The 20,964-nt window shown below is 71.4% G+C and carries 17 protein-coding genes; 9 read left to right on the top strand and 8 right to left on the bottom strand.

Annotation, left to right across the window (positions count from 1 at the left end):
* The first annotated feature begins 17 nt into the window (after window positions 1-17).
* From BP05_RS03980 to BP05_RS03960, 5 genes are all read left to right on the top strand, one after another.
* The gene (locus BP05_RS03980; protein WP_496360717.1) at window positions 18-2,252 is read left to right on the top strand and encodes a S9 family peptidase; all 2,235 of its coding nucleotides are present in this window, start codon (window positions 18-20) and stop codon (window positions 2,250-2,252) included.
* A gap of 126 nt (window positions 2,253-2,378) precedes the next feature.
* On the top strand, window positions 2,379-4,595 hold the full coding sequence (locus tag BP05_RS03975; protein ID WP_496360715.1) for a CHASE3 domain-containing sensor histidine kinase: 2,217 nt from the start codon (window positions 2,379-2,381) through the stop codon (window positions 4,593-4,595).
* Entirely contained in the window at window positions 4,592-5,038 is a 447-nt protein-coding gene (locus BP05_RS03970) for a response regulator (protein WP_496360713.1), read from the top strand. The genes BP05_RS03975 and BP05_RS03970 overlap by 4 nt, the downstream gene beginning before the upstream one ends.
* Window positions 5,035-7,638, top strand: coding sequence for a sensor domain-containing protein (locus tag BP05_RS03965; RefSeq protein ID WP_496360711.1), 2,604 nt, complete (start codon window positions 5,035-5,037; stop codon window positions 7,636-7,638). The genes BP05_RS03970 and BP05_RS03965 overlap by 4 nt, the downstream gene beginning before the upstream one ends.
* Window positions 7,639-7,743: 105 nt before the next feature.
* On the top strand, window positions 7,744-9,561 hold the full coding sequence (locus tag BP05_RS03960; protein ID WP_496360709.1) for a DUF885 domain-containing protein: 1,818 nt from the start codon (window positions 7,744-7,746) through the stop codon (window positions 9,559-9,561).
* 66 nt (window positions 9,562-9,627) lie between these two features.
* Here the strand turns inward: BP05_RS03960 and BP05_RS03955 are convergent, their stop codons facing one another.
* Window positions 9,628-10,311: a YdcF family protein gene (locus BP05_RS03955; RefSeq protein ID WP_496360707.1), complete on the bottom strand. Its 684-nt coding sequence runs from the start codon at window positions 10,309-10,311 to the stop codon at window positions 9,628-9,630.
* Window positions 10,312-10,464: 153 nt separating this feature from the next.
* Here BP05_RS03955 and BP05_RS03950 point away from each other — a divergent pair, with 153 nt between their 5' ends.
* The 4 genes from BP05_RS03950 to BP05_RS03935 all read left to right on the top strand — a co-directional run bounded on the left by BP05_RS03950 (window position 10,465) and on the right by BP05_RS03935 (window position 15,029).
* Window positions 10,465-11,664 (top strand): beta-ketoacyl-[acyl-carrier-protein] synthase family protein, encoded by a 1,200-nt coding sequence (locus BP05_RS03950; protein WP_496361500.1) that lies wholly within the window; start codon window positions 10,465-10,467, stop codon window positions 11,662-11,664.
* On the top strand, window positions 11,661-12,467 hold the full coding sequence (locus BP05_RS03945) for a beta-ketoacyl synthase chain length factor (RefSeq protein ID WP_496360705.1): 807 nt from the start codon (window positions 11,661-11,663) through the stop codon (window positions 12,465-12,467). The genes BP05_RS03950 and BP05_RS03945 overlap by 4 nt, the downstream gene beginning before the upstream one ends.
* A gap of 83 nt (window positions 12,468-12,550) precedes the next feature.
* A complete protein-coding gene (locus tag BP05_RS03940; protein WP_496360703.1) occupies window positions 12,551-13,357 on the top strand; it encodes a glycosyltransferase family 2 protein in 807 nt (268 codons plus the stop codon).
* Window position 13,358: 1 nt separating this feature from the next.
* Window positions 13,359-15,029, top strand: a complete 1,671-nt coding sequence (locus BP05_RS03935; protein WP_496360701.1) for an NAD(P)/FAD-dependent oxidoreductase — start codon at window positions 13,359-13,361, stop codon at window positions 15,027-15,029.
* A 13-nt stretch (window positions 15,030-15,042) separates the two neighbouring features.
* Here the strand turns inward: BP05_RS03935 and BP05_RS03930 are convergent, their stop codons facing one another.
* The 7 genes from BP05_RS03930 to BP05_RS03900 all read right to left on the bottom strand — a co-directional run bounded on the left by BP05_RS03930 (window position 15,043) and on the right by BP05_RS03900 (window position 20,962).
* The gene (locus tag BP05_RS03930; RefSeq protein ID WP_496360699.1) at window positions 15,043-15,498 is read right to left on the bottom strand and encodes a hypothetical protein; all 456 of its coding nucleotides are present in this window, start codon (window positions 15,496-15,498) and stop codon (window positions 15,043-15,045) included.
* An 88-nt stretch (window positions 15,499-15,586) separates the two neighbouring features.
* Complete coding sequence (gene fabG, locus BP05_RS03925) at window positions 15,587-16,318, bottom strand: 3-oxoacyl-ACP reductase FabG (RefSeq protein WP_496360697.1); 732 nt, start codon at window positions 16,316-16,318, stop codon at window positions 15,587-15,589.
* A complete protein-coding gene (locus tag BP05_RS03920; protein WP_496360695.1) occupies window positions 16,315-16,752 on the bottom strand; it encodes a hotdog family protein in 438 nt (145 codons plus the stop codon). Before BP05_RS03920 ends, fabG begins: the two co-directional genes overlap by 4 nt.
* A complete protein-coding gene (locus tag BP05_RS03915) occupies window positions 16,749-19,106 on the bottom strand; it encodes an MMPL family transporter (RefSeq protein ID WP_496360693.1) in 2,358 nt (785 codons plus the stop codon). Before BP05_RS03915 ends, BP05_RS03920 begins: the two co-directional genes overlap by 4 nt.
* Window positions 19,103-19,735: a LolA-related protein gene (locus BP05_RS03910; RefSeq protein WP_496360691.1), complete on the bottom strand. Its 633-nt coding sequence runs from the start codon at window positions 19,733-19,735 to the stop codon at window positions 19,103-19,105. Before BP05_RS03910 ends, BP05_RS03915 begins: the two co-directional genes overlap by 4 nt.
* Window positions 19,686-20,684, bottom strand: coding sequence for a lysophospholipid acyltransferase family protein (locus BP05_RS03905; RefSeq protein ID WP_496360689.1), 999 nt, complete (start codon window positions 20,682-20,684; stop codon window positions 19,686-19,688). Before BP05_RS03905 ends, BP05_RS03910 begins: the two co-directional genes overlap by 50 nt.
* Window positions 20,681-20,962, bottom strand: coding sequence for an ApeI family dehydratase (locus BP05_RS03900; RefSeq protein WP_496360687.1), 282 nt, complete (start codon window positions 20,960-20,962; stop codon window positions 20,681-20,683). Before BP05_RS03900 ends, BP05_RS03905 begins: the two co-directional genes overlap by 4 nt.
* Window positions 20,963-20,964 lie beyond the last annotated feature (2 nt).

Raw genomic sequence — 20,964 nt, 5'->3', positions numbered from 1 at the left:
CCGCCATCACACTCGCCATGAGCGCCCACGCCCAAACCTCGCCCAGCCCGCCCGACCTCGCGCCACGCAAGCTCACGCTCGAGGCGATCGCCGGCGATGCGCCGCTGTCGGGACCGAGCCTGGAGAAGCCGCAGGTCGCGCCCGACGGCAGCCGGGTGACGTTCCTGCGCGGCAAGGCCGACAACAAGAACCGCCTGGACCTGTGGGCGTACGACGTCGCCAGCGGCAAGACCCAGCTGCTGGTCGACAGCAACGTCGTCCTGCCCGGCGCGGAAGTGCTCAGCGATGCCGAGAAGGCGCGCCGCGAGCGCGCGCGCACCGCCGCGCTCAGCGGCATCATCGAGTACCAGTGGGCGCCCGACGCCAAGTCGCTGCTGTTCCCGCTCGGCGGCGAACTCTACCTGTACGACCTCGCGCGCTCCGGCAAGGATGCGGTGCGCCAACTCACCCACGGCGAAGGCTTCGCCATGGATCCGAAGATCTCGCCCAAGGGCGGCTTCGTCAGCTTCATCCGCGAGCGCAACCTGTGGGTGATCGACCTCGCCAGCGGCCGCCAGGTCCAGCTCACTACCGATGGCAGCGCCACGATCGGCAACGGCGTGCCCGAGTTCGTCGCCGACGAGGAAATGGACCGCCACACCGGCTACTGGTGGGCACCGGACGACTCGGCGATCGCCTTCGCGCGCATCGACGAATCGCCGGTGCCGGTGCAGAAGCGCTACGAGGTGTACCCAGACCGCACCGACGTGGTCGAGCAGCGCTATCCCGCCGCTGGCGACCGCAACGTGCTGGTGCGCCTGGGCACGATCGCGCCGCAGCCGGGCGCGCAGCCGCGCTGGATCGACCTGGGCGACAACGCCGACATCTACCTGGCCCGGGTCGACTGGCGCGATCCGCGGCACCTCGCCTTCCAGCGCCAGTCGCGCGACCAGAAGAGGCTCGAACTGATCGAGGCCGACCTCGACTCCGGCAAGCAGCGCACCCTCGTCAGCGAAACCAGCCAGACCTGGGTACCGCTGCACAACGACCTGCGCTTCCTCAAGGACGGACGCTTCGTGTGGAGTTCGGAACGCAGCGGCTTCCAGCACCTGTACGTGGTCGACGCCAAGGGCCACGCCAGCGCGCTGACCGCCGGCGACTGGCCGGTGGACGGCGTGCTCGCGGTCGACGAGGCGGCCGGCTTCGTGTACTTCGCCGCCGGCAAGGATTCGCCGCTGGACGTGCAGGTCTATCGCGTCCCGCTCGCCGGCGGCGCCGCGTCGACCGGCCATGTCCAGCGCCTGTCGCAGCCCGACGGCACGCACAAGGCGACCTTCGCCCGCAATGCCAGCGTCTACGTCGACAACTGGTCGACGCCGACGGTGCCGCCGCAGCTGCAGCTGTTCCGCAACGACGGCACGCTGGTCGCCACCCTGCTGCGCAACGACCTGGACGATCCGGGACATCCGTTTGCGCCCTACCGCGCGGCGCAACGGCCGCTGCGGTTCGGCACGCTCGTCGCGGCGGACGGCAGCACCCCGCTGCACTACAGCCTGATCACCCCGGAAGGCTTCGATCCTTCGAAGCAGTATCCGGTCGTCGTCTACGTCTACGGCGGCCCCGCCACGCAGACGGTGACGCGCAGCTGGCCGGGCCGGGGCGACCACTGGTTCAACCAGTACCTCGCGCAGCAGGGCTTCGTGGTGTTCTCGCTCGACAACCGCGGCACGCCGCGGCGTGGCGCGGCCTTCGGCGGCGCGCTGTACGGCAAACAGGGTACGGTCGAGGTCGCCGACCAGCTCGCGGGGATGCGGTGGCTGAAGGCGCAGCCCTGGGTCGATCCGGCGCGCATCGGCGTGCACGGCTGGTCCAACGGCGGCTACATGACGCTGATGCTGCTGGCGCAGGCCTCGAACCAGTACGCCTGCGGCATCGCCGGCGCGCCGGTCACCGACTGGGGCCTGTACGACACGCACTACACCGAGCGTTACATGAACCTGCCGGCCGCGAACGTCGACGGCTATCGCGCGGCGCGCGTGCTCGAGCACATCGACGGCTTGAAGTCGAAGCTGCTGCTGGTGCACGGCATGGCCGACGACAACGTGCTGTTCTCCAATTCCACCGCGCTGATGAGCGCACTGCAGAAGCGTGGCCAGCCGTTCGAACTGATGACCTACCCGGGCGCCAAGCACGGGCTCAAGGGCGCGGACCTGCTGCACCGCCTGCGCCTGAGCGAGGCCTTCTTCACGCGCTGCCTGAAGCCGTCCACGTAAGGTCCGCCTGCGCCGGACCATCCGGCCGCACTGGCGTACCGGCGCCGGACGGGCTTAGTCTGCGGGTGTCCGCAGGTCCTGTCCGGAATGCCGTGTAACCCAGGAAGGGGCACGATGCAGGGAGTCGTGACAAGCCACAGCCGGTGGCGGCAATGGATCTGGAGCGCCGGGTTCGTCCTGACGCTCGCGGCCGTTTCGCTGCTGCTCGTGCAGGCCTACCGCACGGCGCGGCGCGCCGATGCCCTGCGCGAATTCCTCAGCCATACCAGCCAGGTCCTCAGCGGCGTGCAGCAGCTGGAGACCCTGGCGGCGCGCATGGAAGCAGACCAGCGCGGCTTCCTGATCGCGGGCACCGCCGAGCTGGAACGCGCCCGCGAGGCCGAATACCGAGAAGTGCGCCGGGTGCTGGCCGAGCTGCGCACCCTCGTGCAGCCGGATCCCGCGCAATCGCGTCGCGTCGCGGCCGCCGGGGAAGCGCTGCGGCGCCGCCACGAACGCATGCTGTCGACCTCGGCCATCGCCAGGACGCAGGGCGCGGCGGCGGCGCGCGCGATCTTCGATCCGTTCGCCGAGCGCGGCTTCGAACCGGTACGCCGCAAGCTGGCCGACTTGCGCGCGTCGGAGCAGCAGCGCCTGGCCGGATATACCGCCGCCGCCGGCTCCAGCGCGCGCCGTTTCAACGACATGATCGCGTGGGGCTCGCTGCTGGCGCTGGTGCTGCTGCTGGCCTGCGGCCACGCCTTGTGGCGGCAGATGCGCCAGGGCGAAGTCCTGCGCGATGCACTCGCGCGCTCGAATGCACTGCAACGCGCGGTGCTGGACAGCGCCGGCCTGATGGTGATCGCGGCGGACCCCGACGGCACGATCACGCTGTTCAACCAGGCCGCGCGCGAGGCCCTGGGCTACGGGCCGGGCGAACTGGTGGGACGCAGCGACCCGGGTGTGTTCCACCTGGAATCGGAAGTGCGCGCCCGCGCCGAGGCGCTGTCGGCCGAACTGGGCACGCCGGTCGAGCCGGGCTTCGAAGCCTTCGTGGCCAAGGCCCGCCGCGGCGTCACCGACGTCGGCCGCTGGACTTACGTCCGTCGCGACGGCAGCACCTTCCGCGTACAGCTGGCGGTGTCCGCGGTGCGCGCGGCGGATGGCACCCTGCTGGGCTTCGTCGGCATCGCCCAGGACGTCACCGCCGCCGAGCAGGCGCACGAGCGGCTGCTGCTCAGCGAGCAGCGCGTGCGCACGATCATCGAGACCGCCTCCGATGCCTTCATCGCCATCGACCCCAGCGGCCGCATCGAGGACTGGAATGCGCAGGCGGAACGCACTTTCGGCTGGAGCCGCGAGGAGGTGCTGGGGCAACTGCTGTCCGAACTGGTGATCCCCGCGCGCTACCGCGAGGCACACCAGGCCGGCCTGGCGCGCTACCTGGCCGGCGGGCATGGACCGGTGTTGAACCGGCGCATCGAGATCAGCGCCCTGGACCGCGACGGGCGCGAGTTCCCGATCGAGCTGACGATCTGGCCGATGCGCACCGCGACGCGCGCCAGCTTCAATGCCTTCATCCAGGACATCACCGAACGCAAGGCGGCGCAGGATGCGATCCGCAAGCTCAATGCCGAACTGACCGAGCAGGCCCGCCAGCTGGCGGACACCAACCGCGAGCTGGAAGGTTTCAGCTACAGCGTGTCGCACGACCTGCGCGCGCCGTTGCGGCACATGAGCGGCTACGCGCAGATCCTGCGCGAGGACGCCGGCGACCAGCTGGATCCGTCGCTGCTGCGCTACATCGACGAAATCTCCGCCAGCGCACGGCGCATGGGCACGCTGATCGATGACCTGCTGGCGTTCTCCCGGCTCAGCCGCCAGGCCCTGACGCCGCTGCCGATCGACATGAATGCCGTGGTCGCCGACGCGATGCGCGATGCCGGCATCGGCCAGAACCCCGCGGTGCAGGTCGACGTCGCCCGCTTGCCGCAGGCGCACGGCGACCCGGTGCTGCTGCGCCAGGTGTGGACCAACCTGTTGTCCAACGCGGTGAAGTACAGCGCGCCGCGCGGCGCGCAGGCGCGGATCCAGGTCGAAGGCGAGCGCGACGACGACAAGGTGCGCTATCGCGTGCGCGACAACGGCGTCGGTTTCGACCCGCGCTACGCCGACAAGCTGTTCGGCGTGTTCCAGCGCCTGCATGCGCAGGACGAATTCGAGGGCACCGGGGTCGGCCTGGCCATCGTCCACCGCATCGTCGCCCGCCACCGCGGCCAGGTCAGCGCGCATTCGGCGCCGGGCGAGGGCGCCGAATTCGTCTTCGAACTTCCCGTCACGTTGCCCGAGGAGGCCGGCGCATGAACGGATATCAACAGGTCGACATCCTGCTGGTGGAGGATTCCACGGCCGATGCCGAGATGACGCTGCGCACGCTGAAGAAGCGCGGCATCGCCAACAGCGTGGAATGGGTGCGCGACGGCGTCGAGGCGCTGGACTGGATCCACTGCCGCAACGGCTACGCCGATCGGCCCGAAGGCCATCCCAAGCTCGTCCTGCTCGACCTGAAGATGCCGCGGATGGACGGCCTGCAGTTGCTCGAAGCGATGAAGGCCGATGCCTTCACGCGCTCCATACCCGTGGTCATGATGACCTCGTCGCGGGAAGAGGGAGACCTGCTGGCGAGCTACGGCCTTGGGGTGAACAGCTACGTCGTCAAGCCGGTCGACTTCGACGCATTCTCCGAACGCATCGCCCAGATCGGCATGTACTGGATGATCGCGAACCAGACCCCCACCACTCCATGAACCTGCCCAGCCCGCTCAAGGTACTGCTCGTCGAGGATTCGGCCGCCGATGCCGAACTCATCGCGCACGTGCTGCGGCGGCTGGGCACGGACGTTGAGTACCGGCGGGTGGACAGCGCCTTCAAGCTGCGCGCCACCCTCGCGGAGTTCGCCCCGCACGTCATCCTCAGCGATTTCACCATGCCCGGTTTCAACGGCCACGACGCGCTGACGCTGGTGGGCGAAGTGGCGCCCGAGGTGCCCTTCGTGTTCGTCTCCAACACGATCGGCGAGGACGTGGCGATCGAGGCGATGCAGCGCGGCGCGGCCGACTACGTGCTCAAGGACAACCTGCGGCGGCTGCCGCCGGCGGTCGAACGCGCGCTGCGCACCGCCCAGGAACGCAACGAGCGCGAGCGCATGGAACGCGCGCTGCGCGAGAGCGAGGAACGCTTCCGCAGCATCGTCGAGAGCAGCCAGGACTGGATCTGGGAGACCGATCGCGACGGCCGCCTGGGCTACAGCAATCCCGCGGTCGCGCGGATCCTCGGCCGCGACGCCGCCGAGATCGGCGGGCGCCTGTGGTCGACCCTGCTGCACCCCGACGAGCAGGCCATCGCCGAGGCGATCATGCGCGACGTCGACGCCGCGACCCCGTGGCAGAACCTGCGCCTGCGCTTCCTGCACCGCGACGGCAGCGTGCGCGTGCTGGAGAGCACCGGCGCGCCGCTGCGCGACGCGGACGGCCGCACGGTCGGCTTCCGCGGCCTCAACCACGACGTCACCGCGCACCTGGCCCAGGAGAGCCGCATCCAGCACCTGGCGCGCCTGCACGCGGTGCTGAGCGCGCTCGGCAACGCGGTGCTGCGCGCGGGCACGCGCCAGGGCGTGCTCGAGGCCGCGTGCCGGGTCGCGGTGGAACAAGGTGGCTTCCTCGCCGCGTGCATCCGCCAGCTCGGCGATGCGGAGGCCAGCGTGGTCAGTTCCTACGGCGACGCGCGCGCGCTCGACGCCGTGGTGGCGGTGAGCCGCCGGGCCCGCGCCAGCGCCGATGCCGTGAACTGGGCGCCCGCGCTGCGCGCGCTGCAGCACAACACCGCCACCATCATTTCCAACCTGGGCACCGATGCCAGCGTGCCCGAGTGGGCCCGCGACGACTGGCGCGCGGGCGGGATCCAGGCGCAGGCGGTGCTGCCGATCGGCTCGCCGCCGTGGGCCGCGGTCGGGCTGTACGCCGGCGAGCCGCAGTTGTTCGGCCAGGAAGAGATCGCGCTGTTCGAGCGGCTCGCGGACGAGATCGACTTCGCGGTGGAATTCATTTCCAAGGGCGAGCAGCTCGAGTACCTGGCCTACCACAACCCGGTCAGCGGCCTGCCCAATCGCGCGTCGTTCCAGAAGCGCCTGCGCGCGCGGCTGAAGCACGGCCCGATGATGGTCGCCCTGACCGACATCGACCGCTTCGCGGCGATCAACGAATCGCACGGGCGCGCCTTCGGCGACATGCTGCTGCACGAGCTCGGCCAGCGCCTGCGCGCGCACATGGGCCACGACGCCCTCGTGGCCCACCTGGAGGCGGACACCTTCGCCATCGCCTGCAGCGCGACCGGCAGTTCCGACCACGAGGCCGCGCGCCTGGACGCGCTGCTGCAGGCGATGCACCGCCACCCCTTCGCCTTCGATGGGCGCGAGGTGCGCATCGACCTGCGCGCGGGATTCGTGATCGCGCCGGCGGGCGCGGATCCGGAGGCGCTCGAGCACCACGCCGCGGCGGCGCTGCTGGAGGGCGAACGGCGCAAGCTGCGCATCTATGCCTTCGGCGACGAGCTGCGCGGGCGCGCCACGCGCCGGCTGGAACTGGAACACGAGCTGCGCGCGGCGATCGAGCAGGACCAGTTCGTGCTGTTCTACCAGCCCAAGTTCAACGCCGCCACGCAGTCGCTGATCGGCGCCGAAGCGCTGCTGCGCTGGCGCCATCCCGAGCGTGGCCTGCTCGCGCCGGCGGAGTTCATCGCCGTGCTGGAGGAAAGCACGCTGATCGTGCAGACCGGGCGCTGGGCGATGCGCGAGGCGCTGCGCACCGCATTGCTGTGGCGCGAGCTTCATCCCGGCTTCCGCATCGCGGTCAATGTCTCGGCGCAGGAGCTGCACCACAGCGCCTTCCTGGACGGCTGCCGCGAGCTGCTGCTGCCGCACGCGGGCGAGCAGCCGCTGGACATCGAGATCACCGAGAGCGTGCTGGTGGACGACATCGAGCACAGCATGCATGTGCTCGATGCGCTGCGCGACCTGGGCTGCCATGTCTCGATCGACGACTTCGGCACCGGCTATTCGTCGCTCAACTACCTCGCGCGCCTGCCTTCGGACGAGATCAAGATCGACCGCTCCTTCATCGCGCTGATCACCGAGAGCCCGGAGACCCTGGCGCTGGTGACCAACGTCATCGGCCTCGCGCATTCGCTCACGCTCAAGGTCGTCGCCGAGGGCGTCGAGGAGCAGGAGCAGGCCAAGCTGCTGCGCCTGCTGCGCTGCGACATGCTGCAGGGCTATCTCCTCGGCCGCCCGCTGTCGGCCGAGGAGTTCGCCAGTCGTTTCCTGGAACGCAACCAGGCCATCCTGGACTGAGCGCGCCGTGGGCGTGCCGCGCCCGGGGCGGTCATGACCTTCGGGGCATGGCTCTCCTTCCATCGGCAGGCGATGCTGCGCCACCCCTTTTCCGCGGACCGCCCCATGACCAAGCCCCTCGTCCTTGCGCCACTGTTTCTCGCCGTGTCCCTGGTGCTGGCGCCGTCCGCCGCGCTTGCGCAGAAGGCGCCGGCGGCCAAGCCCGCGACCGCCCAGCCCTCGGCCAAGCCGGCCCCGTCGTGGGTGGCGAAGAGCAACGAATACACCCAGATCCTGATCCTGGCGCAGGCACCGTTCCAGCCGGAGCAGGTGTCGTTCTTCGGCGTGCCGGGCTTCGACGACCAGGTCTTCGATTACGGCCCGGGTTACGCCAAGCGCTTCCGCGACGCGACCGCGAAGGCCAGGGCCGAACTGGTCGCGCGCTCGGCGAAGGAAACCGATCCGAACGTGAAGCAGGACATCTCGATCCTGCTGCAGGCCGCCGACGACCAGATCAAGGGCAGCGAGGTCAACGAGCGCCTGGTGCGGCCGTGGCTCGATGCGGGCCAGATCGTGTTCCAGGGCATCCAGTCGCTGCTGTCCGACCAGACCCCGGCCGACCGCCGCGCCAAGGCGGTGCTGCGCCTGCAGCGCTACGCGGGCCTCGCGCCGGGCTCCACCGCGCTGACCACGCTGGCGCGCCAGCGTTACGAGGAACGCAACGCCAAGGGCCTGCTGCAGCCGACGCAGATCGAGGTGCAGCAGTCGCTCGACAACGTGAAGACCTATCAGCAGGGCATCCGCGACCTGTTCGCCAAGTACAAGCTCGACGGCGAAGCGGCCGCCGCACTCGATGCGCTCGACCAGCAGCTCACCGACTACGCCGCGTGGTCGAAGGCGAGCGTGCTGCCGACCGCGCGCACCGACTACAAGCTGCCCGCCGAGCTGTACGCCTTGCAGCTGAAGGGCTACGGCATCGACATCGACCCGCGCGTGCTGATCGAACGCGCGCAGCTGGAGTTCATGGAAACCCGCAACGCCATGCAGCAGCTGGCGCCACTGGTGGCCAAGGCCAAGGGCCTGAAGTCGACCGACTACATCGGCGTGATCAAGGAGCTGAAGTACCCGCAGTTCAAGGACAGCGAGGTCGAACCGCACTACCGCAACGTGGTGATGCCCGAACTGGACCGCCTGATCGCCGCCAACAAGGTCGTCTCGCTGCCCCAGCGGCCCATGCAGATGCGGCTGGGATCGGCCGCCGAGAATGCCGCGCAGCCGGCGCCGCATTTCCTGCCGGCGCCGCTGGTCGGCAACACCGGCCAGCAAGGCACCTTCGTGCTGCCGCTGGGCAACCCGAACGCCGGCGCCGATGGCCAGTACGACGACTTCAACTACCCGGCCGGCGCGTGGACCCTGACCGCGCACGAAGGCCGCCCGGGCCACGAGCTGCAGTTCACCGCGATGGTCGAGCGCGGCGTGTCGCTGGCGCGCACGCTGTACGCGTTCAACTCGGTCAACGTCGAGGGTTGGGCGCTGTACGCCGAGGCCGAGATGGTTCCGTACGAGCCGCTCGAGGGCCAGCTGATCGCGCTGCAGTTCCGCTTGCTGCGCGCGGCGCGCGCGATGCTCGACCCGATGATCAACCTCGGCCTCACCGACCGCGACACCGTGTTCCGCGTGCTGACCGAACAGGTCGGCTATTCCAAGGCGATGGCGCGGCAGGAAGTGGACCGCTACTCGGTGCAGTCGCCGGGCCAGGCCGGCAGCTATTTCTACGGCTACTCGCGGATCATGCAGCTGCGCGCGGAGACCGAAGTGGCGCTGGGCCACAAGTTCGAGCGCAAGGCCTTCAACGACTTCCTGCTCGACCAGGGCCTGCTGCCGCCGGCACTGCTGGCCAAGGCGGTGCGCGAGGAATTCGTGCCGGCGCAGAAGGCCAGGTAAGCGGCGCGCTCGAACCCTGTGCGGGATGGCGGCCACGCGTCGCCATCCCGTTTTCTTTTTCGGCGCCTAGGTGATCCGCTCCAGCATCCGCCGATGGCCGATCAGGCGCGCCCAGCGCGCGCCCAGGTCGATCCAGCACACGTACGCCGCTTCACCGGCCAAGCGCCACAGCGTGCCCGGTCCCAGCCGCAGCCGTGCTTCGGCCGCGCACAGCTCCCAGTCGAAGCCCAGTTGGCGCGCGAACAGGGCGCAGCGCGCGAGGTGGTAACGGTTGCTGAGCAGCGTCACCCGCGCGCCGATGGCGCCGCCGAGCAGGGCGCGGGCGTTGCGCAGGTTCTGCAGGGTGTCGCGCGATTGCGACTCCATCCGCAGCGGCACGTCGCGCCCGAGGCCGCGGGCATACAGCGCGTCGCGCGCGACTTCGGCCTCGCTGCGTTCACCATGGGCGCCGCCGCCGAGCAGCAGCAGGCCGCGACGCGGCGCCTGCCGCCACAGCGACACCGTGCGATCCAGGCGCGCGGCGAAGTCGCGATCGATATGGCCGCGCGGCGCGTTCTTGCCGAACAACAGCACACAGTCGCCGCGCTCGGGCTCGCACGGCGCGGTGCGCGCCACGCGCCAGACATGGACGAGATACCCGACGTACACCAGCCCCGCGCTGAGCACGCAGGCCGAGAACGCGACCGCGCCGGCATGCAGTACGTCGCGGTCGACGGCGAGCGAGAAACGATGGGCGATGCGGCTGGTCATGAGGCGCGGATTCCGGGGCCATGCGCCCCCCACACAGGATAAATCGCGGCGGCGGTTTTCCGGCGGCCGCGGCGGCGCGCTGGCTATACTCCCGCGCCAGTCCTGCAGGAGTTCCGCGTGTCGCCGATGTCGTCGCATGTCCGCCCGCCGCCGATGGCGCCGCTGGCGATCCGCGCGTACACCGCCACCACCGCCCTCGGGCGCGGCCGCGAGGCCCAGCGCCAGGCCCTGCGCGAACGCCAAGGCGGGCTGCGCCGCAACGACCTGCCGGTGCTCGCTCCCGACCAGGCGCCGCTCGACTGCTGGATCGGCCGCGTCGACGGCCTCGAGCAACTCGCGCTGCCCGACGCACTGGCTGAATGGGAGTGCCGCAACAACCGCCTCGCCTGGCTCGCCCTGCAGCAGGATGGCCTGCGCGAGGCCATCGCCGCCGCCACCGCGCGCCACGGCGCCGACCGCGTCGCCGTGGTCGTGGGCACCTCGACCTCCAGCATCGCCGCGACCGAGGAGGCCTACGCGCGCCTGGACCCGGCCAGCAACGCTTTTCCTGAAGACCTGCAGCGGCCGATGGTGCACACGCCGCATTCGCTGGGTGGCTTCGTCCAGGCCGCCACCGGCCTGCGCGGTCCGTGTGTCACCGTGGCTACCGCGTGTTCGTCGAGCGCCAAGGTGTTCGCGCAGGCGGCGCGGCTGATCGCAGCCGGCGTGTGCGACGCCGCCCTGGTCGGCGGCGTGGACACCTTGTGCGGCAGCGTGCTGTTCGGCTTCAACTCGCTGCAGCTGGTCGCGCCCGAGCCGTGCCGGCCTTTCGATGCGACGCGGGTCGGCCTGTCGCTGGGCGAAGCCGGCGGCTATGCGCTGGTCGAGCGCGCCGCGCCCGGCGAGGGCGGCCTGCAACTGCGCGGCTACGGCGAATCCAGCGACGCCCACCACATGTCCGCGCCGCACCCGCAGGGCCTGGGCGCGCAGCTGGCGATGCGCGATGCGCTGGCGCGCGCCGAACTCGACCCGGACGCGGTCGGCTACCTGAACCTGCACGGCACCGCCACGCCCGCCAACGATTCGGTCGAAGCGCTGGCGGTGTCGGCGCTGTTTCCCGACTCGCTGCACGCCAGCTCGACCAAGGGCTGGACCGGGCACACGCTCGGCGCGGCCGGCATCGTCGAATCGGTCATCGCCCTGCTCGCGCTGGAGCATGGCGAGCTGCCGGGCATCCTCAACAGCAGCACCCCCGATCCGATGTGCGGGCCGCAGATCCGCTTCGCCAACGCGCGGCAGGACATCGCCTACGCCATGAACAACTCGTTCGGGTTCGGCGGCAACAACTGCTCGCTGGTGTTCGGCAAGGCATGAATACGTCCTCCGCAGACACCCGCGCCGGCGTCCTCGCCGCGACGATCGAAGGCATCGGCTTCTGGGCCCCGGGGCTGCCGACGTGGGAGGCGGCGCGCGCGTTCTGCGCCGAGGGCGTGCTGCCCGCGGATGCGCCGGCGCGGCCGTCGCCGCAGGTGCTGGCGCCGAACGAGCGCCGGCGCGCGCCGGAGACGGTCGCGGTGGCGCTCGAGGTCGCCCAGGCCGCCTGCGCGGCGGCGGATCGCGAACCGGCGGCGCTGCCCTCGGTGTTCGCCTCCACCCACGGCGACCTCGCCATCACCGACTACATGTGCGCGACGCTGGCGACCGATCCGCGCAGCGTGTCACCGACGCGCTTCCACAACTCCGTGCACAACGCCGCGGCCGGCTACTGGACGATCGGCGTCGGCGCGATGCAGCCGGCCACGGCGATCAGCGCCTACGACGCCAGTTTCGCGCAGGGCCTGCTCGAGGCCCTGGTGCAGCTGCACGCCGGCGACGAGGCGGTGCTGCTGGTCGCCTACGACAGCGCCGCGACCGGGCCGTTGAGTGTGGTGTCGCACAGCGAGGGCCTGCTCGGCGCGGCGCTGGTGCTGTCGCGACAACCGCGCGAGGGCGCAACCCGGATCGAGGTCCGGTTGGACGCCGGCACGGCAGCGCCCGGCGACGGCGCGCTCGCGCGGCATGCGCGCGGCAACGCCATGGCCCCGATGCTGCCGTTGTTCGATGCACTCGCCCGTAACGCCGGCGGAGCCATGCTCCATGCCGGTCCCGGACGCGTGCTGACGGTGGCCATCGCCTGACCACGCCGCAATCGGGGCAGAATGGGCCACCGTCGGGCCCGCGCCATCACCCCGGCCGTCCTTACCCGTCATCGAGAGCGCACGTGATCGACCGCAACAACGTCCACATCGTCATCCCCGCGCTCAACGAAGCGCTGCGCATCCGCGACGTGGTGCAGGGCGCATTGCGCGAATGCCCGAACGTGATCGTGGTCGACGATGGCTCCGACGACGGCACCGCCGAGCGCATCGCCGACCTGCCGGTGGTGGTGCTGCGGCACGAACGCCGCATGGGCAAGGGCGCGGGCCTGCGCGACGGCTTCGCCGAAGCCCTGCGCCGCGGCGCGCGCGGCGTGATCACCATGGACGGCGACGGCCAGCACGACGCCGCCGACATCCCGCGCCTGCTCGACGCGGCCAACCGCTATCCGGAGCACATCGTGGTCGGCGCGCGCCTGCGCAAGCGCGCGTCGCAGCCGCTGTACCGGCGCATCGCCAACGAGTTCGGCGACTGGGGCATCAGCTGGGGCTGCGGCTTCCGCATCGCCGACACCCAGAGCGGCCAGCGCTTCTACCCGGCCAGCGTGGCCGCGCTCGGCGACGTCCCCGGCGAGGACTTCGTGTACGAGGCGCAGATCCTGATCACCGCGGCGCGCACGCTGGGCGTACGCTGCGTGTCGGTGCCGATCGAATCGCGCTACCAGGACGCGGCCGCGGAGTCCCCGCAGTTCCGCAAGAGCCATTTCCGCCCGCTGCAGGACCTGTACCGCATCACCTCGCACGTGGTCGCGCAGGTCTGGGGCTACGGCAACGTGCTCGCCGAATACCGGCGCACCCGCGCCAACCCGCCGGTGATCCACGACCCGCACGGCGAGCTGGCCACTTCATCGCCGCACGACCTGCCGGCCTGACATGCCCACCGCCGCCGACTGCGATGTCCTCATCCTCGGCGGCGGCCTGGCCGGGCTCAGCCTCGCCATCCAGCTGAAACAGCGCACCCCGGCGCTGCGCGTGGTGGTGCTCGAGCGCAACACCCACCCGGTGCGCGAGGCGGCCTTCAAGGTCGGCGAATCCACGGTGGAGATCGGCGCGCATTACTTCGCCGACGTGCTTGGCCTGCGCGAGCACCTGGAGACGCAGCAGCTGCGCAAGTTCGGCTTCCGCTTCTTCTTCAGCGAAGGCCGCAGCGACCTCGACCGCTGCTGCGAACTCGGCGTCAGCCGGCTGCTGCCCACGCCGTCCTGGCAGCTCGACCGCGGCCGCTTCGAGAACTTCCTCGGCGAACGCGCGCGTGCGCTGGGCGTGGATTTCCGCGACGGCGCCAGCGTGCGCGGCTTCGACGTCGGCCATGACGGCGCCGCGCACGTGGTGCGCTACGAGCGCGCCGGTGATGCGCACGCGCTGGGCGCGCGCTGGCTGGTCGACGCCGCCGGCCGCGCCGGCCTGCTCAAGCGCAAGCTCGGGCTGGCCCAGGACAACGCCCACGCCGCCAACGCGGTGTGGTGGCGCATCGACGGCCACATCGAGCCGCAGCACTGGTCCGACGACGACAGCTGGCTGCAGCGCTGCGATCCGCCGGCGCGCTGGCGATCGACCAACCACATGTGCGGGCCCGGCTACTGGTTCTGGCTGATCCCGCTGGCCTCGGACGCGCACTCGCTAGGCATCGTCTGCGACGCGGCGATGCATCCGCTGGAGACCATGAACACGCACGCCAAGGCGATGGCCTGGCTGCGCACGCACCAGCCCGGCGTCGCCGCGGCGCTCGAGCGGCCCGGGCACGCGCTGCAGGACTTCCTGTTCCTGCGCGATTTCTCCTACGGCTGCAGCCAGGTGTTCTCCGCCGACCGCTGGGCGCTGACCGGCGAATCGGGGCTGTTCCTGGACCCGTTCTATTCGCCGGGCAGCGACTTCATCGCGATCGCCAACACCTACATCTGCGAACTGGTCGAGCGCGACCTGCGCGACAAGCCGTTCGCGCCCTACGCCGACATCTACCAGCAGCTGTACCTGTCGTTCTACGAGAACACCCTGAGCCTGTACCAGGACCAGTACCCGCTGTTCGGCGACGCCCAGGTCATGCCGGTCAAGGTGATCTGGGACTACACCTTCTACTGGGCGCTGCTGGCGCCGCTGTTCTTCGCCGGGCGCATCGCCGACATCGCCATGCTCGGGCGCCTGCGCGAGGAGACCGCCGCCGCGCGCGCGCTCAACCTGGCCATGCAGCCGCTGCTGCGCGACTGGCACCGCGCCAACGCCGGCAGCGGCGCCCCGCGCGGCGACCGCCGCTTCCTCGACCAGTTCTCGATCGACTGGTTCCACGAGATGAACCGCGCTTTGAACGACACGCTCGACGACGAGGCGTTCGCGGCGCGCATCCGCGCCAACGTCGCGCGTATGCGCTGGCTGGCGGCGGAGATCCTGCAGCACGCGCGCGCCGTGCATCCGCAGCTCGACGATCACGGCCTCGCCGGACTGCTGACGCCGGAGGATGCGCACGCCGACGCGCCGGCGCTGCTGCAATCGGCGTGGTACGGCGTGGTGCACGCCGCAGATCCGGTCGCGGCGACCGCCGGCGCCTGAGGCGTCGCGCGGCTTATTCCTCGATCACGTAGATCGCGATGCCCGCGGCGCTGCGCTGCGCCGTCGGAATGCCCATGCCAACCGAAACGCCGGTGTGGCGGCTGTAGTGCCCACCGCCGACGCCCATGCTCACCGGCGAACCCACGGTATCCACGCCGAGCAGGATCACGCCATTGGCGCCGAGCTTGGCCGCCTCGCGCGCGAGGCGATCGATCGCCGCGTTGGTCTGGCCCTGGGTGCCGAAGCCGACCGCACTGCGCGCATCGAGCCGGGCGATCTCTTCGTAGCGCTTGGGCGGGACCTGGTAGACCTTGACCTGGTCCGGCGCGATCGCCGGACGGGCCTGCCCCAGCATGACGTGCTGCGTGCTGGCGCAACCGGTGAGGGCGAGCGCGATCAGGACCGGGGCGAGGCACCGGGGCAGGCGCACCTGGGTCAGGTGGACTTGGAGCAGGCGTGGGCGCTTCATGGCGTTCTCCCGAAGTGCGGTGATTGTGCGCCCGTGGCGCTGAATTCTTCGTCTAGGCGCGGACGCCGCCCAGCATGCGCCCCGCGGCTCAGCCCATGCCGCCGTTGATCCCGATCACCTGGCCGTTGATGTAGCCGGCCGCGTCCGAACACAGGAACCCGACCAGCGCCGCGACCTCCTCCGGGCGGCCCGCGCGTGCCGCCGGCACCAGCTGGCGGATCGCGTCCTCGCTGAACGTTTCAGCGGCCATGCGCCCGGCGATCACGCCCGGCGCGACCACGTTGGCGGTGATGCCGCGCGAGGCCATCTCGCGTGCAAGCGAGCGGGTCGCGCCGTGCAGTGCCGCCTTGGCCGCGGCGTAGTTGGCCTGGCCGCGGTTGCCGAGCACCGCGGCCACGCTCGACACGCTGACGATGCGGCCCCAGCGCGTGCGCGCCATCGGCAGCAGCAGCGGCTGGGTCACGTGGAAGAAGCCGTGCAGCGACACGTCGATCACCCGCTTCCACTGCGTCTCGCTCATGCCGGCGAGCGGGGCGTCGTCGTGGATGCCCGCGTTGTTGACCACGACCTGGATCGGGCCGGGCTCGAGCAGGGCCGCGATCGCGGCGCCGCTGCTCTCGCCGTCGGCGACGTCGAAGGCCACCGCTTCGGCCGAGCCGCCGGCGTCGCGGATCGCGGCCGCGACCGCGTCGGCGCGCGCGCGGTTGGCGTTGGCGTGCACGATCACGTGCAGCCCGGCCGCGCCCAGTTGCGCGCAGATGGCGGCGCCGAGGTCGCCACTGCCGCCAGTGACCAGCGCGCGCCTGCGGTTGTCGTTCATGGCGGATCTCCCTGCAGCATGACCGCCGCCCGGCCTTCGGCGATCGCGATGCCGGCGTGGGTGATGCGGAATGCGTATTGCTGGCTGTTGGCGTCCTCGGCGAGCGGCTGCGCCTCGCCTTCGAGGTCGCCGGCGAGGTCGTCGAGGCGTTCCACCCGCAGGGTGATGCCGCGCAGCGCGACCAGCACGCCCGGCCGCGCGCTGCCGCCCAGGGCCGCGGCGCGCAGGCCGCCGTGCACGGCCATCGCCTGCGCGCCGTACTCGCACAGGTGCACCGCATGCAGGCGGCCGTCGCTGCGCAACGGATGCGCCGGGTCGCGATGGTTGGCCGCGCGCAGGCGGATGTGGCCTGCGTCCCACGCGATCACCTCGTCCCACAGGCACATCGCGCCCTGGTGCGGGATCAGCTGCTGGATCGCATCGCGCCCGATCATGCGGCCGCGCCCACCGGCACCGCATGCCGGGTCAGCAGCAGCGCCAGCACGAAATTGCAGAACACCCCCAGCGCCACGGTCAGGCCGATCGCGCGCAACACCGGGATCGACGACAGCGCCAGCAGCGAGAACACCAGCAGCGTGGTCAGGCTGCAGACGATGATCGCGTGCAGGGTGCGCAGCTGTTCGGCGCGGTCGTCGCCGGCGTGGTCGAAGAAGAGGGCGTAATCCAGGCCGAGGCCGGCCGCGAGGATCAGCGCGACCAGGTGGAACAGGTTGAGCTCGATGCCGAAGCCGCGCAGCGTGGCCAGGATCAGCAGCGTGGTCAGCGCCATCGGCGCGAGCACGCGTAGCACGCGGCGCGGCGCGCGCAGCGCGACCCATACGGTGGCCACCAGCAGCAGCGCCGCGAGCGCGAGCGCCCACAGCACGCGCTGGCGGTACGCGACCACCAGCGATTCGGAGGCCTGCTTGAGGTCGAGCAGCTGCGCACCATGCGCGCGGGCAACGCGGGCGACGGCGGCGGGATCCTTGAGTCCGCTCAGCGACACCAGTGCGGTGGCGTGGCCGCCGCGTTGCAACAGCAGGCCGCCGACGGTGGCGGCGAGCGGGGTGCCCTCGAGGTCGCGTGGCGATAACGGCGGCGCGGTGCGCGCGGTTTCGACATCGGCGATGAAGCCGGCGAAGGCAGCCGGGTCGAACGCGCTGGCGCCGACCGCGGCGGCGAAGTCGCGTTGCAGCGCCTTCGGCTCGGGCAGCCGGGCCTGGCGCGCACGCTGCACGGCCCGGCTGGGCAGGTAGCGCGCGGCCGAATCGTAGGCGTCGATGGTGCCGCGCGCGCGCAGCGCCGCGAGCGCCGGCTGCAGCTTCTCCACCGCCTGCAGCGCGCGTTCCGCATCCGGCGCTTCCGCCGCGATCACGTAGCGCACGTCCGGTGCGCCCAGTTCCGTGCGCAGTTGCGCATCGCGTGCGAGGGCAGCCGCGGGCACCGGGGTCAAGCGCGACAGGTCGTTCTGCCAGAACGCGCCCGGCGCCCACCACGCGATCGCCAAGGCGAGCACGCACAGGGCCAGGTAAGCGCCGGCGTTCAGGCGCGGCCAGCGCGCCAGGTGCGTCCACACCCGCGCCAGGCGCGCCGAATCGGCCGGGTCGCGCGGCGACGGATCGATCAGCGCCGGCAGCAGGAAGCGCGTGGTGAGCGCGGCGACCGCGAGGCCGGCGACGGTGAACACGGCGAGTTGTTCCAGCCCGTCGACGCCCGAAACCAGGAAGGTGAAGTAGGCGATGCAGGTCGAGGCCACGCCCGTGCCCAGCGTCGGCCAGAGCGCGCGCGCGCTCGCCCACGGCGACACGCCGGCGCGCTGGTGCGAGAACAGATGGATCGGATAGTCCTGGGCGACGCCGATCAGGGTGAACCCGAACGCGATGGTGATGCCGTGCACGCCATCGAACAGCAGCGTCACCAGCGCCAGCCCGGCCAGGCCACCGCTCGCCAGCGGCAGGCCGCCCAGCAGCGGCGCCTTCCAGCTGCGGTACGCCAGCCACAGCAGCAGCGCGAAGATCAGGCTGTCGATCGTGCCGATCCAGCTGGCCTCGCGCGCGGTGCGCCCGCCGATCTCGACCGAGAACGCACCGGGCCCGCTCAGCGTGAGCCGCGTGCCGCTGCTGCCGCTGACCTGGGCGAAGGCGGCGCGGATCGCATCGACCGCGGCCTGCTGGCCCTTGGGATCGAAGCCGGCCGCCTGGGTCTCGATCGCGAGCAGCGCCTCGCGTCCGCGGCGGTCGAACCACACGCCGTGCAGGCGCTGCGGCGCGTTCGCCGGCTGCCAGGTTTCGGCGAGCTTGAGCGTTTCCAGGGTCGGGTCGCGCGCGAGCAGGGGCTCGACCAGGCCCGCGGCCGGCGACCCCAGGTCCTGCACGCGCTGGGCCAGTTCGTCGGCGAAGTAGGCGCGATCGAACACCTGCGTATCCAGGGTGGCCGACAGCAGGTAGCGGTACGGACGCAGGCGCTCGGGCACCGCCTCCAGGCCGTTCTCGCTGCCGTTGGCGATGAGCTTGAACTGCGGCTGCGCCGCCAGCGCCGTGCGCAGCGCCAGCGACTGCGCCGCCAGCGTCGGGGCATCGCCGCCCGACAACGCGACCAGCAGCAGGCGTGAGCCAGGACCTTCGCCGAGTTCGTCGATCAGGAGCTTCTGCGCCGGGGTCTGGGCGGCCGGCATGAACTTGCGCAGGTCGCCAGTGAGTTCCACCCGGCTGCCGATCAGCCAGCCCGCGAGCAGCAGCAACGCCAGCCACAGCAGCGCCAGCGCGACGCGCGAGCGCGCCGCCAGGGGTGTCGCCTGCGCGGAGATCATTGCGCCTTGGCGCCGCCGTAGCACAGGGTCGCCAGCGCGCCCGCGCCGGTGACGCCCGCGGCCGCGCGCGCCGCGCCGGCCAGCAGGGTGCGTTGCGCCTCGGCGCCGACCGGCTGTGTTTCGATGCAGCGCAGTTCAGCGCCGCGGCCGTACAGGGTGATGGTCTGCAGCTTCTGCTGCATCGGTGCGTCCTTCGGCGTCAGCGTCATGGTCCAGCGCTGGTGCGTGCCCTGCGTGTCGATCCGGTAATGCTGTTCGAGCTGGCGGCGGTCGCCGGTCAACAGCGCGCCGAAGCTGGATTGCAGGCCGGCCAGTTCCGGCGCGCGTGCCAGCGAGAACCTGCGCGCGGGCTTGCCGGCGCGGGCGATCTCGACTTCACCGGCGCGGATCGTGGTGGTTTCCGCATACGGCACGCTGACCTCGCGCACCAGCGTGTCCGCGTCGGGGCGGCGGTACTCGCCCTGCAGGCGCAGTGGCCGCTTCAGCAGGCGCGAGCCGCGCAGCTCGACGAAATCCGTGCGCGCGGGCATCGGCTGCACCAGCCGGGTCAGGATCCACTCGCTGTCGACGCGCGCCGGCTCAGCGGAGGCGGCGCGCAGCGTCGGGGCCGCCGACGCCAGCGCGAGCATCGTTGCGGCCAGGCTCAGGGCGGCTTTCGTCTTTGGCGACGGTTGCGTCATCGGTCTGCCAGAAATCGTAGAAGTTGAACCAGTTGTACGGTGCGCGCCGCGCATGATGCTGCAGGCGCGCCGCATAAGTCTGCACGAGGCCGGCCAGGGCCTGCCTGCGTTCATGGCGCGGCAGGGAAAGACCGTCGCTGACCGGCTCGAACACCAGTTCGTAGCGGTTGCCGCCCCGGTACAGGCCGAACGCCAGGCAAACCGGCACCTGCAGCACCCCGGCGATCTGCCAGGGCGCGAGCGGGAAGCGCGCGGGGTCGCCGAAGAACGGCACCTCCACCGCCACGTCGCCGGGCAGCGCGCGATCGGCGAGCAGGGCGACCAGCGCGCCCTCGGCCAGGGCCTCGCGGATCGCCAGCACGATCGAGGTGCCGGGCTGGCCGGCGTCGATGATGTCCGCGGCGAGGCGCGGGTTGAGCGCGTCCAGCAGCGTCTGCATCGCCGGGTTGTGGGCTTTGTCGAGCAGCACCCGCACGCGCACCTCCGGCCGCCGCGTGGCCAGCACGCGCAGGGCATCGAAGCTGCCCAGGTGCGAGCCCACCACCACCGCGCCCAGGCCGCGGTCGAGTTGGGCATCGAGGGCCGGCAGGCCCTCGACCCGGAACTCGAAGCGGTCGAGCTGGCCGCTGAGCAGGAACACCCGGTCGAGGATGGTCGAGGCGAACGTGTGGATGTGGCGCGCGACATGCCACAGCGTCGGCCGCACCGGCAGCACGCGCTGCAGGTAGGCACGCGACGCGCGACGCTCGGGGCCGCGCAGCAGCAGAAAATAGCCAGTGATCGGCCACAACAGGCTGCGCGCGACCGCGCGACCGCCGCGGCGGGCGATGGTGCGGATCAGCCAGAGGGCGAAAAAACCGCCGCCTTCGGGGCGGCGCTTCCAGTTGCCTGCGTTCATTCGCCCGCGACCACCTCGCCGCTGGCGAGCAGTGCCTCGCCGCGCAGCACGCGGAAGCGCCAGCGCGGCGCCTGACCCTCGAGCTGCACGCGCGCCCGCTCGCCCGGCAGCAGCGGCTGCACGAATTTCACCAGCGGCAGCCGCAGCGGGCCCAAGGGGCCGTGGGTGGCCTGGATCGCCGCGAGCACGCGCTCCAGCAGGACCACGCCGGGCACGAGCGGGCGGCCGGGAAAATGGCCCGGCAGGCTGGGATGGTCGGGAGCGATCTCGAATTCCATGG

The sequence above is a fragment of the Lysobacter oryzae DSM 21044 genome (assembly GCF_059568595.1).
Note: the sequence above shows the minus strand (reverse complement) of the source record. Positions and strands in the feature narration are given on the sequence as shown.